This is a genomic window from Eubacterium sp. An3 (genome assembly GCF_002159465.1).
Taxonomy (GTDB): Bacteria; Bacillota; Clostridia; order Lachnospirales; family Lachnospiraceae; genus Anaerobutyricum; species Anaerobutyricum stercoris.
Genome location: NZ_NFIR01000002.1, coordinates 365228 through 377440 on the forward strand (window position 1 = coordinate 365228; position 12213 = coordinate 377440).

At 44.9% G+C, this 12213-nt stretch carries 22 protein-coding genes; 20 read left to right on the forward strand and 2 right to left on the reverse strand.

Going from position 1 to position 12213, the window contains the following annotated elements; all coding sequences use genetic code 11:
- Nucleotides 1-5: 5 nt before the first annotated feature.
- Nucleotides 6-170, forward strand: a complete 165-nt coding sequence (locus tag B5F87_RS20910) for a hypothetical protein (RefSeq protein ID WP_158096946.1) — start codon at nt 6-8, stop codon at nt 168-170.
- A gap of 289 nt (nt 171-459) precedes the next feature.
- Here the strand turns inward: B5F87_RS20910 and B5F87_RS03980 are convergent, their stop codons facing one another.
- A complete protein-coding gene (locus B5F87_RS03980; RefSeq protein ID WP_087277099.1) occupies nt 460-1176 on the reverse strand; it encodes a hypothetical protein in 717 nt (238 codons plus the stop codon).
- A gap of 120 nt (nt 1177-1296) precedes the next feature.
- Here B5F87_RS03980 and B5F87_RS03985 point away from each other — a divergent pair, with 120 nt between their 5' ends.
- Together B5F87_RS03985 and B5F87_RS03990 are read left to right on the forward strand one after the other, a co-directional pair.
- Nucleotides 1297-1551, forward strand: a complete 255-nt coding sequence (locus B5F87_RS03985) for a helix-turn-helix transcriptional regulator (protein ID WP_087277101.1) — start codon at nt 1297-1299, stop codon at nt 1549-1551.
- On the forward strand, nt 1548-1727 hold the full coding sequence (locus B5F87_RS03990; RefSeq protein ID WP_087277104.1) for a hypothetical protein: 180 nt from the start codon (nt 1548-1550) through the stop codon (nt 1725-1727). Before B5F87_RS03985 ends, B5F87_RS03990 begins: the two co-directional genes overlap by 4 nt.
- A 4-nt stretch (nt 1728-1731) precedes the next feature.
- Here the strand turns inward: B5F87_RS03990 and B5F87_RS03995 are convergent, their stop codons facing one another.
- Nucleotides 1732-1938, reverse strand: a complete 207-nt coding sequence (locus B5F87_RS03995; RefSeq protein ID WP_087277107.1) for a hypothetical protein — start codon at nt 1936-1938, stop codon at nt 1732-1734.
- Between the two features lie 109 nt (nt 1939-2047).
- Between B5F87_RS03995 and B5F87_RS04000 the strand changes: the two genes are divergently transcribed.
- From B5F87_RS04000 to B5F87_RS04075, 17 genes are all read left to right on the forward strand, one after another.
- The gene (locus B5F87_RS04000) at nt 2048-2227 is read left to right on the forward strand and encodes a hypothetical protein (protein ID WP_087277110.1); all 180 of its coding nucleotides are present in this window, start codon (nt 2048-2050) and stop codon (nt 2225-2227) included.
- 4 nt (nt 2228-2231) lie between these two features.
- Nucleotides 2232-2402, forward strand: coding sequence for a hypothetical protein (locus B5F87_RS20915; RefSeq protein WP_158096947.1), 171 nt, complete (start codon nt 2232-2234; stop codon nt 2400-2402).
- Between the two features lie 132 nt (nt 2403-2534).
- Nucleotides 2535-3602: an SUMF1/EgtB/PvdO family nonheme iron enzyme gene (locus B5F87_RS04005; RefSeq protein ID WP_242964250.1), complete on the forward strand. Its 1068-nt coding sequence runs from the start codon at nt 2535-2537 to the stop codon at nt 3600-3602.
- Nucleotides 3603-4370, forward strand: coding sequence for a hypothetical protein (locus B5F87_RS04010; protein WP_087277113.1), 768 nt, complete (start codon nt 3603-3605; stop codon nt 4368-4370).
- Complete coding sequence (locus tag B5F87_RS04015) at nt 4363-4683, forward strand: single-stranded DNA-binding protein (RefSeq protein ID WP_087277116.1); 321 nt, start codon at nt 4363-4365, stop codon at nt 4681-4683. The genes B5F87_RS04010 and B5F87_RS04015 overlap by 8 nt, the downstream gene beginning before the upstream one ends.
- A gap of 115 nt (nt 4684-4798) precedes the next feature.
- Nucleotides 4799-5824 (forward strand): hypothetical protein, encoded by a 1026-nt coding sequence (locus B5F87_RS04020; RefSeq protein WP_087277119.1) that lies wholly within the window; start codon nt 4799-4801, stop codon nt 5822-5824.
- Nucleotides 5825-5983: 159 nt separating this feature from the next.
- Entirely contained in the window at nt 5984-6442 is a 459-nt protein-coding gene (locus B5F87_RS04025; protein WP_143405187.1) for a hypothetical protein, read from the forward strand.
- Complete coding sequence (locus B5F87_RS04030; protein WP_087277124.1) at nt 6439-7347, forward strand: radical SAM protein; 909 nt, start codon at nt 6439-6441, stop codon at nt 7345-7347. Before B5F87_RS04025 ends, B5F87_RS04030 begins: the two co-directional genes overlap by 4 nt.
- A 21-nt stretch (nt 7348-7368) precedes the next feature.
- Entirely contained in the window at nt 7369-7830 is a 462-nt protein-coding gene (locus B5F87_RS04035; RefSeq protein ID WP_087277127.1) for a hypothetical protein, read from the forward strand.
- Nucleotides 7831-7923: 93 nt separating this feature from the next.
- On the forward strand, nt 7924-8208 hold the full coding sequence (locus B5F87_RS04040; protein WP_087277130.1) for a hypothetical protein: 285 nt from the start codon (nt 7924-7926) through the stop codon (nt 8206-8208).
- On the forward strand, nt 8205-8807 hold the full coding sequence (locus B5F87_RS04045) for a Holliday junction resolvase RecU (RefSeq protein ID WP_087277133.1): 603 nt from the start codon (nt 8205-8207) through the stop codon (nt 8805-8807). The genes B5F87_RS04040 and B5F87_RS04045 overlap by 4 nt, the downstream gene beginning before the upstream one ends.
- A complete protein-coding gene (locus B5F87_RS04050; protein WP_087277136.1) occupies nt 8804-9046 on the forward strand; it encodes a hypothetical protein in 243 nt (80 codons plus the stop codon). Before B5F87_RS04045 ends, B5F87_RS04050 begins: the two co-directional genes overlap by 4 nt.
- Nucleotides 9046-9828, forward strand: coding sequence for an HNH endonuclease signature motif containing protein (locus B5F87_RS04055; RefSeq protein WP_087277139.1), 783 nt, complete (start codon nt 9046-9048; stop codon nt 9826-9828). Before B5F87_RS04050 ends, B5F87_RS04055 begins: the two co-directional genes overlap by 1 nt.
- Entirely contained in the window at nt 9828-10115 is a 288-nt protein-coding gene (locus B5F87_RS04060; RefSeq protein WP_087277142.1) for a hypothetical protein, read from the forward strand. Before B5F87_RS04055 ends, B5F87_RS04060 begins: the two co-directional genes overlap by 1 nt.
- Entirely contained in the window at nt 10116-10337 is a 222-nt protein-coding gene (locus tag B5F87_RS04065; RefSeq protein ID WP_087277145.1) for a hypothetical protein, read from the forward strand. It begins immediately after the preceding gene.
- Nucleotides 10334-11665: a DNA methyltransferase gene (locus tag B5F87_RS04070; protein ID WP_087277148.1), complete on the forward strand. Its 1332-nt coding sequence runs from the start codon at nt 10334-10336 to the stop codon at nt 11663-11665. Before B5F87_RS04065 ends, B5F87_RS04070 begins: the two co-directional genes overlap by 4 nt.
- A 26-nt stretch (nt 11666-11691) precedes the next feature.
- Complete coding sequence (locus tag B5F87_RS04075) at nt 11692-12180, forward strand: DUF1492 domain-containing protein (protein ID WP_087277152.1); 489 nt, start codon at nt 11692-11694, stop codon at nt 12178-12180.
- Nucleotides 12181-12213: the final 33 nt, after the last annotated feature.

Below are 12213 nucleotides of genomic sequence, written 5' to 3' on the forward strand. Positions count from 1 at the left end.
CAGCATTGAGCGAAGATAAGAAAAAAATGATTGCATCGACAGTAGAGACATTGAAGCAACTCGACGAAATCTCGCTCCGGATCATCCTGAGCAACTGCGAGATCTTGAAAGCCAGAGACGCCATGGACAAGCAGGATTCTGAGAGAATCTGCGAAGCAAAGACGGGATAAAGGGGGTGATGAAAAGTGAATGGTTTAATGGAAATCATTTTAAATCCTAGAAGCATATCCACAATCGTTTTGGCGATATCAATATTAATCGCTGAGACAATATGCCGCTCAAGAGGATATGAAAATGCTTCTCCTGAATTAAAGGAACTGAAAGAGATAAGGTTCAGGTTAGTTTTAATATGGCTGCTCATTTTTTGCAAATGAGAGCGAATAAAACAACCTGCAGGGAAAAACAGATGCTTTTCCCCGCAAGCCCTACGGTATTTATATCGGAAGAGTATACATGAAATCAATCAGAGTTTTCCGAAGATAAATCAGAAACGTTATCAACAGTAATAGCCTCATAAATTTTTTGTTGAATAGCCGTTTGTTTTCTTTCTTCCTCTGTTTGTTTTCGCTCTTCCTCTGTTTGTTTTCGCTCTTCCTGCATAATCTCCATGTGTTGTTGTGCATCAGATATAGCATCAATATCATGGTAATAATATACCTGCAAAAGAGGGGCGACATCCATAATAAACGCATAAATAAAACGTAATGCCTTTTTCGCAAAAAAACGTTTCATACGAACAATAGCATCAGGGCCAGAACGCTCTACTTCTATGGATTCATCAAAACTAGTAAGCAAGTCACCAACGGGTTTCGGTAATTCTATGTACTCAGAATCATCGGACTCTTCATGGTCAGACTTATTAATAGAAGTCGGTTCATTGCTTTGTGCCTGACATACAGCTTTTAATTGAACTATAGAATCAGAAAGATTTTTCATAAAATCCGGTTCGTTCACTAATGAAATAACAGCCTGAATATTCGATTGATTCAAAAGCTGTGCAATATTTCCCGACATAGCAAGAAGATCATCCTGTATTTCTTCGAACTGGGCCATCAAATTATTAAGATTTGACGAAAAAGAGGGTTCCTGGACAATCTTGACCATTTCAAGAATTGTTTTGTGGTCAATATCTGTGAAAATGTTTGAATCAATTTGTGGATAATAACTAGTTTTCATGCGAATACCTCCTTATACTTTTTTTAATATATTAATACAATATGAAGATATTTACAATATAAAAATAACAAAAAAATTATCAGGAGATAAAAAATAATTGTCTAAGAAAGGAAACAGAAAATGATTATTAACAACATCACAGAAAACATCGGGGATTATCTGCGCAGGAAGCGTATTAATCTGACCGAACTCTCCAGGAAAACTGGAATTCACTATAACACCCTGTATGCCAGCGTGTGGGATCGCAGCCGGCGTCGGGATTTGCGAGCCAATGAGCTCATGAGTATCTGTGTGGTACTGGATATTAATCCAATGGATTTTATTCAAGACGACACAAATGACTTTGTGGCAGAGGGAGGCGATACAAAGCGATGACCGAACAGGAACGCAGAAAAATCGATGAGATCTATCAGAACATTATCAACCTGTTGGCACAGGAAGGACTGACATATAGACAGGTCAGATGCATAATGGGCATGCTTGATACACATCTCAGAAAAAAAGAACAGAACTTCTTGAAAAAAGCAACGGCAAAAGAAGTCCTGTCCTAAAAACTTAAAGTTTGACGCGCTGATGCGCCTGTTGGAGCTCGATAATAATATCGTAAAGCTCACGAATCAAATGATCATAATCATTTTCCTGAGACAAGTCATTCTTTGCCGCAAGAATCTGCACGGCGAGATAACCAAGACTGTCACGAGTGACCAATTCAGGCAGCTCTAATGACTGAGAATCTTCGTAAACAAAATATTTACCAGGCATCCCTCTTCCCTCCCTTCTATTATTATTTCAACCCGCCAAGATTGATGAAATAAGTATATCAGGGAGCGGAAGCAAAGGAAAGAAAAACCACCAGAAAGGAGGTGCAGCATTGAAAAGCGTACTCACAAGAACACCGAAAACCGTACATATAGATGCCGACGCCATACCGGCCCACCAGTCCGACGCCATGTGCAGGACGCTGATCGGCTGCATCAACCGGATGTTTGAAGACCCGGCCGTGCAGGCCGACTTTGAACGGTGGAAAAAGGAACGACAGAAAAGGAGGTGACACATTGAGCAAAATGTACAGAACATGCCCACGCTGCGGGGCGCACCTGGACCACGGAGAACGCTGTGACTGCGAAAGCCGCAAATCTCCGACGAATGCGGCAGCGGAAGGAAAAAACGCAGGAAAGCTGGCAACAAAAGAACGTCGCTCTCCCGCTCTCCTGCCCGGCGCATAGAAAAACGATATGAAACCTGTATAGACTGCGGGCGGAAATGGAATATCAGCAAATACGCAGCTATTCCGTGGTACGGATATCGCTGCCCGACATACAGGAACAAACTAAAAAAGATAATGAAAGGATTCAAATATGAGAAATGAAATTATTTTTGATGCCAAAGGACGGCCAGATATTATGGTTACATTCTCTCCGGAGGAACTCGGGCTTCCGGACACTTTAAAAGGAAGAAAAGTAAAAGAATACGCGATCAGTAAATATCCAAATACTCTGATTGACGGAGTGCCATACTCTCTCCCATTTCAGGAACCGGCCGTGAATGTTGATTTCGATGAGGCGATCAAACTCTGCGAAAGCAAAGGCCCCGGCTGGCACCTTATCACCAACGACGAGTGGGCAGCACTGGCCCGCCAGAGTTGGGAGGACAACACCATGCCGACCGGGAACACTGGCAGCGGCAAAAGCCATAGCCACCCGGAACAGAAAGGTATTATATGCCAAAACAGCAACGGCAAAACACTGGCGGGTTCCGGCCCGATACAGTGGAATCATGACGGAACCGCAGCGGGGGTATCTGATATGTGCGGAAACATCTGGGAACATGTAGGCGGTGTTCGTTTTGTAGATGGGCAGGTGCAGGTGATTCCAGACAACGGGGCCGCAGCAGGAGCGGATCAGTCTCCAGACTCGAAGGAATGGAGGCCGATATATACACCGGACGGAGATCCCGTTTACTACAATGTAAAGGACAGAAACATCATGCTCCAGCCGACCGCGCCAGAAGAAAAAGATTACGATTGCGTTCCTTTCTGCGGACTCTATGAGCGTGAAGATATGGATGTCCCGGATAAGTTGATCGAGCTCGGACTCTATCCTGCGACCGGATATGAAAGTGAAGAATATTTCTTCCTGGACACCAACGGCGAGCGCTGCGTGTTTCGCGGGGGCTGCTGGAACAGCGGCACGAACGCGGGCGTGTTCTACCTCAACGGCAACTACTCCCGTTCCAGCTCCGACACGGGCATCGGCTTCCGCTCCGCTTTTGTCCGGTACTCTGGCGAATCTGATAATCTGGATCCGGCACCGAAGATTGAAACTTCATGCCCCGATCATTTACCGGAATCCCTTACGGAACTTGCCGGACACACAATCACGGTAACTACCCAAATCACCATTGGAACAAAAAAATATGGAGCGTAGATGATGACTGACGAAAAAGAAAAAATCAAAGAGCCGAAAAGAGATGAACCCAATAAAACATTGAACCTTCAGCAAAAGTTCGTAGAAATAAGGAAACACATATCCAAAAGCCAAAACACCACTTTTAAATCGTTGAATGGCATATACCGGATACTACTCCCTGCCATGTGCTCTGTCGGAATTGATTTTGAAATAATCGAGGAAGAATACATAAGGAATGAAAAAGTCAGTGAATCGGAATATTACGGAATACGCACATTAAACGATCCAGGGGAAAAACACATGATCTGGATATATGAATCTATTTTAAACATTGTATGGATCAATGCCGGAAGACCAAAAGATACCGCAGAATCCTATATACATGCTATAGGAATCAGTCGATCGGGGCCGGATGCAGCAAAAAGCCAGGCATGGGAATCATGTATGATGGATTATCTTTCCAAAAAGTTTTTTATTCAGATAACAAAATCAAATAAATCTGAGAAAACAGACACAGAAGAAAAAAGCGAACATCCGAAGAAAAAGGAAGATCCTGAAATTAACGGATCCGGGCAACGTGGAACCGCCAGGAATCCTCTCACCGATGCGCAGTTGAATAGAATGTACAGAAAAGGGGAAGACGCAGGATATCAGAAAGAATCAATAAATGAAATGATAAGAAATCAGTATGGACAAGCGGATCCTCATATGATGACCAGAACTCAATATGACAATATATGCAGATACTTAGATGAAGAAAAGAAAGGGGAACAACAAAATGTATAACCATGTCGGGCTCCTGGGTCGACTGGCCCAGAATCCAGAAATCAGATACACAGCCGACGGGGTGCCGGTTGCCCGATTTGATCTGGCGGTGCAGGCGCCGAGCAAAAATAAAGACACTCCTCCGGATTTTATTCCTGTCGTATGTTGGGATAAAGCAGCGGAGTTTTGCAGCAAATACCTTTCCAAAGGCCAACAAATCGTTGTAGAAGGAAGGATCACTGCAAGGAAATGGACCGATGAAGAAGGGAAAAACCACAAGACCGTGGAGGTAAGGGCAAATCGAACATTCTTCGCCGGCGAAGCTGATAGATAAAAACAGGGGATGCGAAAATAAAACGCATCCCCCGCGTGACTGTAGATAGTCAAAACAAAACCATTTACATTGTACTATCTGCGGAGAATAAAATCAATAGTTTTGAGGTCGTGCAATGAAAAAAATGGTGAAAACAGGAAAAACAGAGAACAATGAAGGGCTTGTAATTAATAGTAACAGTTCATCATATCTCTCCAGAAGAATAAAAAAAGGAAGGCGAACGAGGGCACGTTACATAGACTATGATTATGAGTCCTCATACACCCAAAGTCTGGAAGACTGGGATGAATATCTCATACAGCGCCTTCTGCTGGACGGGAAAGTCAAGGGGATCTACGCTACAAAAGAAATATATTCCGGAGATCAGTTGGAAATAGAAATCTACCCGGAGTTTACCCGGAAACAATCTAAAGCGATGGGGATTCAGCCTATAGACAAAAAGAAACAGCAGGAAATGCAAAAGAAGCTGAATGGAAAAAACAGCAGGAAAAAGTTCTGGAGGTTATGCGAGCATAATTTTCATAACGGAGATTTCTGGATCACCCTGACCTATACCAGGGAACCTTCCGGGATGGATGAAGCCCTCGAAAACATGCAGAAATTTATTCGAAATATAAATGGAAAGCGGCGCCGGCGGGGAATCCCAAACGCAAAATATCTGTATGTCACAGAGGAAGTCAGTGAAGACGGCGAGGTAGTGCGGATCCATCACCATTTATTCATGGACAGTCTCCTCGACCTGGAAACAGTCATGAAGACATGGAAGCATGGCGGCCGAAATGAATGCCGGCGGATCGAAAAGGATGAAGATGGAATCCAGGGCGCTGCATTCTACACCGCCAAAGAAAAAGCTGACACCCGCCGGCGGAAGTATAAGAAGCGTTGGAGTGGAAGTAAAAACCTGGAGCGGCCTCCTGAGAAGAAGCATCATCAGACAAAAGCAAGAGATATCCGGAGAATGGTACGGGACAGAGATTACATCGAACAATATGTGAATAACGCCAGACTGCGCAGCGGAATACGGCGATATGACGGATATACATACTCTCACAGCAGCGTCTACTTCAATGATTGCAACGCACAATTCTACATCCAGATCAGGATGAGGCGGACACAACCAAAAAAGGAGGGATGTGGATAAAATGTGGATAAATATGTGGATAACTAAAAAAGAATGGAGGTATCAAAATGTTTTTAAAAACGACTCAGTTCAAAAAAAATGTTGAAAGAAAAATATAATTCCGGAGGCATCGAAGTATTCTGCTCTGACTCTGACACACGCATAGCCGGGGCATATTGGATGATAGCTGTCAAGAATGGGAAAATCAACAAAGAAAACCTTGCCGCGATCATCGAATTTACCGGAGAGCTCCCGAAAGAAGGAACCGGCGCCAATATATCCAAAACAGGAAATCAGGGAAGCTTCGCTCTGAAAGACGTTGATATCCAGAATATAGACACTGATTTTGTTGGTATCAGCCGGATCACCCTCACAACGTCGCAGGATGAACGCGTAAGGCTCCTGCAGGATGATGAAAGAAATATCTATCCAATCTATGAGGATATCTTGAAGCTGATAGATCCATCCAAAATAGATAAAAATCAGGGGGAAACCCTGCCGGATGGACCATTCATCATGAAAGATGGAACGATCATGTGGAGAAACAACATCATGGCGCTGAAAGTACATCCACGAAGGGATGAGAATTATAAAGAACTGGCGGATTACCTGGAAAAGTTTCCGGGAGGGATTGTATGAAAATTGGACTGATTGATGTAGATGGACATAATTTTCTTAATCTGCCATTGATGAAATTATCTGCGTATCACAAAAGAAACGGTGATGACGTAGAGTGGTATAATCCGCTACTGGCCTGGAAATATCCATACGATAAGGTATACATGAGCAAAGTGTTTACGTTTACACCGGATTATCTGCACCCAGTAAATGCGAGCGAGATTATCCGTGGAGGAACAGGGTATTACTATCCAGATGGCGGACAGCCACTGCCTCCGGAGATTGAACACGTTTACCCGGATTATAGCCTATATCCGGAGCGTACAAAGGACACAGCTTACGGTTTTTTAAGCCGTGGCTGCCCGAGAGGTTGTGGATTTTGTATCGTGGGCAAAAAGGAGGGCCGCAGAAGCCAGAAAGTCGCTGATCTGTCGGAGTTTTGGCACGGTCAGAAAAATATTGTTCTTCTTGATCCAAACACAATAGCCTGCCCAGAATGGGAAGATATTTTGCAACAGTTGATTGATTCTAATGCTTGGGTAGATTTTTCGCAGGGCGTGGACATACGGCTCATGACGGATAAAAAAGCTGAAATGATAAAGCGCATCAAAGTTAAAAATATTCATTTCGCCTGGGACCGGTACGAGGATAAAAATAAGATTATTCCCAAATTCAGAATGTTTAAAGAACTGACCGGCTGGGATTATCGAAAAATGACGGTTTATGTACTTACCGGATATAACACCACGATAGAACAGGATTTGGAAAGAATTTATGCTTTGAGGGATTTGGGATACAGCCCGTATGTAATGATATACGACAAATATAAGAGAAAAAAGAAGGATACTCTTGTTCGGGTACAGAGATGGGTAAATAGCAGATATGCATTTATGGCATGTAAAAAATTTGAGGATTACACAGGATAATCGTTCAGAGGAGGAATGACTATGGAAAGATTAATGGTAAAGTATGAGGAAATGTTCGTGCCAAAGAAAACATGCACAATAGATCGTTTCGGAAGAGCAGATGATTGCGAACCGTGTGATAGTGTTTGCGAATCAGATTGTAAAAATTGTGTGATACAGGAATGTTTCACACGTTTAGGGGAGTACGAGGGCACTGGCCTCACTCCGGAACGGATTCGGGAGCTTGACCGCTTGTACTCAGAGAAGTACCGGGAGGTGGCCAAGCTGCGGCGGCGGGATACACCGGTAAAAGTAAAGCCGCTTGAGATATACCATCCTGTAGGATACCGAGTAGGACAGTGTTCAAAATGCGAGAACATAGTAAGGGATTATATGAAATTCTGTTTTGAATGCGGCTGTCGGCTGGAATGGGGGAGTTGGGAAGAACGGCAGAAATGGAAAGACCGAATGCTGCAGAACTTTATGAAGAAAGGAAGGCGATAAAAACGGATAATCGATGCGTGTGTTGCGGAGAGATCATTCCGGAAGGAAGACAAATATGCTGGATATGTGAAAACAAGGGAGAGGTGAAGGAAAATGAAGAAAGCATTTGTTTTGGTAAACGTAGAAAAAGAAATCAACGGCGACTGCAAAGTAAAAACAGCATCTGGATCAGAAACATGGTTAAAAGCTGATGATCTTCTGCCGTATGCAGAATTCCCGCCAGCGCCGGCGGGGACCATTGATGACTTCGGCGCAGTGAAGATCAATGGAAAGGCATACACGGCAGCGGATATAAAGCTTCTGATCCAAATCCACGAAGGAATCCTAAGACAGTATGAGGATCTGAAAACATTATATAAAACGGAGTATTTATCATGAGCTGGGAATACATACCAGGGAGAAATGGCCAGGGATACCCTGATCCGACCGCTGCTGCCGCCATCCGCAATACAATTCGCAGCCAGCGCGGCAAGCAAAGCCGCCGGGAAGGAGAATATTTTGAAAACCTTATCTCCTCCAGCTTAGCTTGGTACAAACACAAAGGACTCGCATTCGTGGAGAAAACACCGGAACCAATGCGCCCGCTGCGCGCACCAAACCGACAGGGACAGTTCCTCGCCTGCTACACAAAAGCAGGACAGCCAGACTTCAAAGGGACACTCATCGGCGGCCGCGCCGTCGTATTCGAAGCAAAGCACACAAATAAAGAGCAAATAGACTTTGAAAGGCTCACCCGGGAGCAACAAGACAGCCTGGAAGAACATGACCGGTTGGGGGCTGCCGCCTTCGTCATGGTAAATATCGGATTAGATCATTTCTTCCGGGTACCATGGAAGGTATGGAAAAACATGAAACAGCTATATGGACACAAACATATGAAACTCTGCGAGCTGGAGCCGTACCGGATACAATACCAAAACGGTATATTGAAATTATTGGAAGGCATTACCTTGGAGGCAGAAAGGAAGGAACCATGAAAAATACATTGACTGATCTTAATAATCACCTGTTTGAAGCATTAGAAAGAATCAATGATGAAGAGCTGACAGGTGAAGCGCTGGACGCAGAGATCAAGCGTTGCGCAGCCATAACAAAAATAGCGGACACAATCATCGAAAATGCAGATGTGCAGTTAAAGGCCATCAAACATATGGACGAGTACGGATACGGAAGTCAAACGGACCGCCATATACCATCTATGCTGGAAGTGAAATAATGAAAAGATATCCTGATGAAATAAAAAAATTTATAGAAAGCAATGTGAAAGGAAGGACCACACGAGAGCTTACCGCTATGTTAAATGACCGTTTCAATGATTCTGGATTTTATTTCACTGAATCAAAAGTAAAAGCCTATAAAGGAAATCATAGCATTAAAAGCGGGACAACGCCAGGGGTACGGAAAGGCACTACAACAAAATTTCCGCAGGAAATGATGGAATATGTAAAAGAAAACGCCAGAGGAGTCGGAAACCAGGAAATGGCTGACCGATGCAACGAATTATTCGGAACCTCTGTAACAGCCGTACAGATGAGAAATTTCAAAAGGAACCATAAGATAAGTTCTGGTTTAACAGGACGATTTGAAAAAGGGCACATACCTGCCACTAAAGGGAAAAAGATGCTGTCACATCCGAATAGTCAAAAAACACAGTTTAAAAAAGGACATATTCCGCACAACCATATGGAGGTTGGGACACTCAGACATACGACAGATGGGTATCTCGTAAGAAAAATCGGAGAACCGGATCAATGGGAACTGGAAGCCAGGCTCGTATACGAAAGGGAGAAAGGGAAAATTCCGGAAGGGAAAATCGTAACATACCTGGACGGCAACAAAGACAACGTATCCATTGATAATCTCGCTCTCATAACCTGCGATGTGAATCTGGAGTTGAACCGGAAAAAATATAGATTCCAAAACCCGGAACTGACACAAAGCGGGATTCTGGCTGCTCAACTGGCCGTAGACATACGAAAAAGAAAGGGGACAACATAATGGAATTATCACCTAGAAAACCTACTGACAAAGGAGGCGTTCTTTGTCTCCCGCTGGACAAAAACCTGAACGGGGACACACAGGCCAAACACCCGGACTGGACGCCGATAAGCTGCCCGAAGTGCGGACAGAAATGCTGGAAAATGCCGATTGCTGATACGCTCAAGCGGACACAAGGAGTATCGTTCCTTTGCACGGAATGTGCGATTGCCGATGATTTGCTGGCATCATACCCCACGAAACGAACACAACCGAAGAAAAATCGTGAGCAGAGAAGGAGAAAATAAATGTTCAGACCAGTACAGCAATTAAAAAATTATAAGAACGCCAAGAAATGTATAGAACGCCAGGAAGCAGCAGTTCGCTCATGGATGCCGCCGGAAGCGGCATGGAAGGCAATTGATATACTCGCTGCACAATACGGGGTAAGGCGGGAAAACGGAGCGACTGACAATCGGCTGAGAAGGCAAATCACAAAAAGAATGGTTGAGGGAGCGATACAAGAATGAATAAAACAGAATATAAAACAAATGCAGAGCCAAAAGCATATGCTGATGGAGTACCTGTATTTTGTGCCCACGATGCAATTGTAGACATAACAGCCCTGGTGCCAAACCCGAAAAATCCGAATCAGCACCCAGACACCCAAATCCAAATACTTGGCCGCATTATCCGGCAAACCGGGTGGCGGCAGCCGATTACAGTCAGCAAACGTTCCGGCTTTATTGTGAAAGGTCACGGACGCCTTTCTGCCGCCCTTCTGGAAGGCATGAAGCAGGCACCCGTAGACTACCAGAACTACACCAACGAAGCGGAGGAATACGCCGATCTGGTAGCAGACAACCGGATCGCAGAGCTGGCTGAGACAGACAATAAACTGCTGGCTGATATTTTCGCAGACATAGACACCGGAGAGATTCCCATGGAACTGACTGGATACACGGAGGGCGAGGTGCAAAGCCTCGTCGCTGCCCTGTCCGAAGCTCTTCACAATGACCTCAGTGAGCCCGACGACATACCGGAAACGCCAAAAGCAGAGACTATCATATCTCAGAAAGGCGACCTCTGGATTATCGGGCGCCACCGTGTTATGTGCGGAAGCTGTACAAATCGTGCAGACATGGATCTGCTGCTCAACGGAGCTCACCCGGAGATCCTGCTCACTGATCCGCCATACTGTTCCGGAGGATTTCAGGAGTGTGGACGAACCTCCGGGAGCATAGGAACAAAGAGAAAAGACGGAAAGGCCGTTACTATAGCAAACGACACGCTCAGTACACGTGGGTATCAGGCACTTATGCGCGAAGTGCTCCAAAATTTTGACGGACTTGTGGCCTACATCTTTACGGACTGGAGAATGTGGAACTACCTCTTTGATATTGTGGAAAGTTCCGGGCTGGGCGTCAGAAATATGATTGTATGGAATAAAAAAGCTATCGGAATGGGTAGCGGCTGGAGAACACAGCATGAACTTATCATGTTCGCACATAGAACCAAACCGAAATGGGACAATCACAAAGGCTACGGCAACGTGCTGGAGGCTACACGTTCCGGAAATGAGCTGCACCCGACGCAGAAACCCGTCGAAATACTGGAGAAATTGCTGGACAACACCCGGTGGGCTGAGGGCGTCCTCGACACCTTCGGAGGATCCGGCACAAGCCTGATTGCAGCCGAGAGCATCGGGCAGCAGGCGTTTCTCATGGAAATGGAGCCTGTATTTGTGGACACAATCGTGAAGCGTTACATAAAAACCACCGGGGAAACAACCGAGATTCGGCTTATAAGAAAAGGAGTCGAACAGCCCAGCGAGGTATTTGAAGGGATTTTTAAGTAAATGAGAATAAGAGGGAGGCGGAGCCCATGGAACACAAAAAACAGGCGAAAGAAACCGACACAATAAAACAACGGCTGCAAAATTATGCAGCCCTGCAGCGCCGGCTCGACAATAAGATAGAACGACTGGTTTATCTGGAATCAATCACAGGTTCCCCTTCTTCTCCGAATCTTTCCGGAATGCCGGGAAGCAGCGGCGATGGATGCAGTAAAACTGAACGGCAGATTGTCCAAAAAGAAGAATTGAAATCAGAAATCAAAGACATGACACGACGGGAATGTGAGGAACGCAAAGAACTGGAGCGCCTGGTCAAGGGAATGCAAGACCCAGACGAGCAAACTGTTATAGAGATGAGATATTTTGATAACGCGAAATGGCGGCCTATATGCGATGCACTCTACTCTTCCAACCCTGACTACATAGATAAAGTGGATAAATATATGAAACGTATATTCAAAATCCATGGATCAGCGCTGCAGACCCTGACGCGCATACAGAAACAGATGGAGGCATAGGCAGCGGGAGGATGCTTCTCTCCTCTTCTATCC

Excerpts from the sequence above, each read along its gene's own strand:
- B5F87_RS03980 (WP_087277099.1), bottom strand. The coding sequence starts at position 1,176 with ATGAAAACTAGTTATTATCCACAAATTGATTCAAACATTTTCACAGAT.
- B5F87_RS03985 (WP_087277101.1), top strand. The coding sequence starts at position 1,297 with ATGATTATTAACAACATCACAGAAAACATCGGGGATTATCTGCGCAGG.
- B5F87_RS03990 (WP_087277104.1), top strand. The coding sequence starts at position 1,548 with ATGACCGAACAGGAACGCAGAAAAATCGATGAGATCTATCAGAACATT.
- B5F87_RS03995 (WP_087277107.1), bottom strand. The coding sequence starts at position 1,938 with ATGCCTGGTAAATATTTTGTTTACGAAGATTCTCAGTCATTAGAGCTG.
- B5F87_RS04005 (WP_242964250.1), top strand. The coding sequence starts at position 2,535 with ATGAGAAATGAAATTATTTTTGATGCCAAAGGACGGCCAGATATTATG.
- B5F87_RS04010 (WP_087277113.1), top strand. The coding sequence starts at position 3,603 with ATGATGACTGACGAAAAAGAAAAAATCAAAGAGCCGAAAAGAGATGAA.
- B5F87_RS04015 (WP_087277116.1), top strand. The coding sequence starts at position 4,363 with ATGTATAACCATGTCGGGCTCCTGGGTCGACTGGCCCAGAATCCAGAA.
- B5F87_RS04020 (WP_087277119.1), top strand. The coding sequence starts at position 4,799 with ATGAAAAAAATGGTGAAAACAGGAAAAACAGAGAACAATGAAGGGCTT.
- B5F87_RS04025 (WP_143405187.1), top strand. The coding sequence starts at position 5,984 with ATGATAGCTGTCAAGAATGGGAAAATCAACAAAGAAAACCTTGCCGCG.
- B5F87_RS04030 (WP_087277124.1), top strand. The coding sequence starts at position 6,439 with ATGAAAATTGGACTGATTGATGTAGATGGACATAATTTTCTTAATCTG.
- B5F87_RS04035 (WP_087277127.1), top strand. The coding sequence starts at position 7,369 with ATGGAAAGATTAATGGTAAAGTATGAGGAAATGTTCGTGCCAAAGAAA.
- B5F87_RS04040 (WP_087277130.1), top strand. The coding sequence starts at position 7,924 with ATGAAGAAAGCATTTGTTTTGGTAAACGTAGAAAAAGAAATCAACGGC.
- B5F87_RS04045 (WP_087277133.1), top strand. The coding sequence starts at position 8,205 with ATGAGCTGGGAATACATACCAGGGAGAAATGGCCAGGGATACCCTGAT.
- B5F87_RS04050 (WP_087277136.1), top strand. The coding sequence starts at position 8,804 with ATGAAAAATACATTGACTGATCTTAATAATCACCTGTTTGAAGCATTA.
- B5F87_RS04055 (WP_087277139.1), top strand. The coding sequence starts at position 9,046 with ATGAAAAGATATCCTGATGAAATAAAAAAATTTATAGAAAGCAATGTG.
- B5F87_RS04060 (WP_087277142.1), top strand. The coding sequence starts at position 9,828 with ATGGAATTATCACCTAGAAAACCTACTGACAAAGGAGGCGTTCTTTGT.
- B5F87_RS04065 (WP_087277145.1), top strand. The coding sequence starts at position 10,116 with ATGTTCAGACCAGTACAGCAATTAAAAAATTATAAGAACGCCAAGAAA.
- B5F87_RS04070 (WP_087277148.1), top strand. The coding sequence starts at position 10,334 with ATGAATAAAACAGAATATAAAACAAATGCAGAGCCAAAAGCATATGCT.
- B5F87_RS04075 (WP_087277152.1), top strand. The coding sequence starts at position 11,692 with ATGGAACACAAAAAACAGGCGAAAGAAACCGACACAATAAAACAACGG.